The organism is Glycomyces sp. NPDC050141 (assembly GCF_055586545.1).
The window spans coordinates 1-2,763 of sequence record NZ_JBVJHZ010000081.1 but is presented as its reverse complement, the minus strand read 5'-3'; the positions used below and the strand labels follow the sequence as shown (position 1 = coordinate 2,763).

Annotated in this window: 1 protein-coding gene; it reads left to right on the top strand. The window is 71.4% G+C overall.

The window, feature by feature from the left end; all coding sequences use genetic code 11:
• Positions 1-167: 167 nt before the first annotated feature.
• On the top strand, positions 168-2,763 hold a 2,596-nt coding region (locus tag ACZ60M_RS25410; protein WP_465422038.1), incomplete at its 3' end, for a beta-L-arabinofuranosidase domain-containing protein.

Here is a 2,763-nt window from a genome sequence, read left to right as displayed (position 1 = left end):
ACCCCGCCGTCCCTTCTTTTCCCTCTTCTCCCCCCCCCCCCCCCCCCCCCCCCTGCCTCTCCCCCCCCCCCCCCCCCCCCCCCCCCCCCCCCCCCCCCCCCCCCCTCGGGGCCGCCCCCGCGGCGGCCCCCGCCTCCTGGGCCGTCCGCCCGTTCGGCCTCGGCGACGTGGCGCTCGACGACTCGCTCTTCAGTGAGAAGCGCGACCGGATGCTCGGCTACGCGAAGGGCTACGCCGCCGACCTGGGAGAGCTCGGCGGCCCGGACCGGATGCTCTACAACTTCCGCGCCGCGGCCGGTCTGCCCAATGCGGACGGTGTCGAGCCGCCCGGCAGCTGGGACGACGCGAACGGCTACCTGCGGGGCCACTACAGCGGGCACTTCCTGTCGATGCTCGCGCAGGCCTGGGCCGGTACCGGCGACCGCGCCTACCAGCGCAAGCTCGACCATCTCGTTGCGGGCCTTGGCGAGTGCCGTGACGCGCTCGCGGCCGCCGCCGCGGTGGCGACCCCGCGCGTGGCGGGCCGCAACGGGACGGCCGTGCGGCTCACCGGCTCCCCGCTCGGAAACGCCGAGCACCTGCGGCTCCCGAACGGACTCGTGGACGGCCTGTCCGCGATCACCGTGGCGACCTGGGTCAAGCTCGGCTCGGTCGACCAAGCCCGCCTGCCCGACCCCTGGGCCGATCCCGCGCCGCTCGCCAACGGCGTCAAGGTCTTCGACTTCGGCGCCGACGCGAACGCCCACATGTACCTCACGATCCGCGCCGACAACGCGAACCCGTTCCCGCGCTTCGCGATCACCACCGGCGGCACCGCGACTGAACAGCGTGTCACCGCGACCGCGCCGCTCCCGGCGGGGGAGTGGGTCCACCTGGCCGTCACGCTCGGCGGCGGCACGGCCGTCCTCTACGTCAACGGCACCGCCGCCGGTTCGGGCGCGGTCTCGCTGACCCCGGCCGATCTCGGTGCGACCGCTGCCAACTGGATCGGCCGCGGCCAGTTCCCGCAGGGCATCACCCAGTACCTGAACGCCGATGTCGACGAGTTCCACGTCTACGGCACGGCCCTCAACGCCGACCAGGTCGCCGCCCTCCTTGAAGGCGCGCAAGGCGACGTGGCAGCGTACCGCTTCGACGACCAGCCCGGCCCCGTCTGCGCCGACGCCTCAGGCAGCGGCCGCGACGCCCAGCTGATCGGCCCCGGCGACGGCAACCGCCACCCCGGTTTCATCGCCGCCTACCCCGAGACGCAGTTCGTGCGGCTCGAGGAGTTCGCCACGTACGGCGGCAACGCCGGGATCTGGGCGCCGTACTACACGACGCACAAGATCATGGCCGGGCTCCTCGACGCCCACCGCCTCGCGGGCAGCACCGCCGCCCTCGAACTCGCCTCGGGCCTGGGCGACTGGATGCATTCGCGCTTGTCGAAGCTCCCGCGCGAACGCCTCGACCGCATGTGGTCCATCTACATCGCGGGCGAGTACGGCGGCATGAACGAGAGCCTCGCGAACCTCGCCGAGGCCAGGCCCGACCGCCCCGAGTACCTGGAGACCGCGAGGTTCTTCGACAACACCGCGCTCCTCCAGGCCACTGTCGCGGGCACCGACCTCCTCGACGGCAAGCACGCCAACCAGCACATCCCGCAGTTCACCGGCTACCTGCGCATGCACGAGCAGGGCGCGGGCGACGACTACAAGACCGCGGCCGTCCAGTTCTGGGACATGGTCGTGCCGCACCGCATGTACGCCCACGGCGGCACCGGGGTCGGGGAGATCTTCCGCAAGCGCGGCGTCATCGCCGGTTCCCTGTGGCAGTACCCGAACGACCCCAACCACGCCGAGACCTGCTGCGTCTACAACCTCCTCAAGCTGGCGCGGAACCTCTTCTTCCACACCGGCGACCCGAAGTACATGGAGTACTACGAGCGGGCCCTGTACAACCAGATCCTCGGTTCGCGGCGGGACGAGGACAGCACCGAGGACCCCGAGGTCACCTACTTCGCGCCCGTGCGGCCCGGCCGGTGGCGCGAGTTCGGGAACACCGGGACCTGCTGCGGCGGCACCGGCATGGAGAACCACACGAAGTACCAGGACTCGGTCTACTTCGCCTCAGCCGGGAACGACGCGCTGTACGTCAACCTCTACATGCCGTCCACTGTCGACTGGGACGCGCGCGGCGTCGCACTCGACCAGACCACCGAGTACCCCTTCGAGGGCGCGAGCCGCCTCAAGGTCCGCACCCGCCGCCGCGCCGCCTTCGCCCTCAAGCTCCGCGTCCCCTCCTGGGCCGAGGAGTTCACGGTGAAAGTCAACGGCCGCAAGCAGACCCTCGACGCCACCCCGGGCACCTACGTCTCGATCGAGCGGACCTGGCGGGGCGGCGACACCGTCGACATCGCGATGCCGCTGCGCCTCCACACCGAAGCCGTCCTCGACGACCCCGGCATCGAGTCCGTGTACTGCGGGCCGACCCTGCTCGCCGTCAAGCACGAGGCGGTCGGCGACGACCTCGCGACCGGCCTCATCGACATCGCTCTCGGCGATGACCTCTCCGCGTTCGAGCCCACCGGCGAACCGCTGGAGTTCAAGGCCGACGGCTACACCTTCGCGCCGTTCCACCTCGGGAACGGCGAACCGTACCACCTCTACTGGGGGAGGGGGGGGGGGGGGGGGGACGCCCTTTGTTCCTTTTTTTTGGGGGGAAGGGAGGGGGAGGGGGAAAGCGGACCTCTTTGTTTTTGTGTGTGGGGGGGGTGGTGGGGGT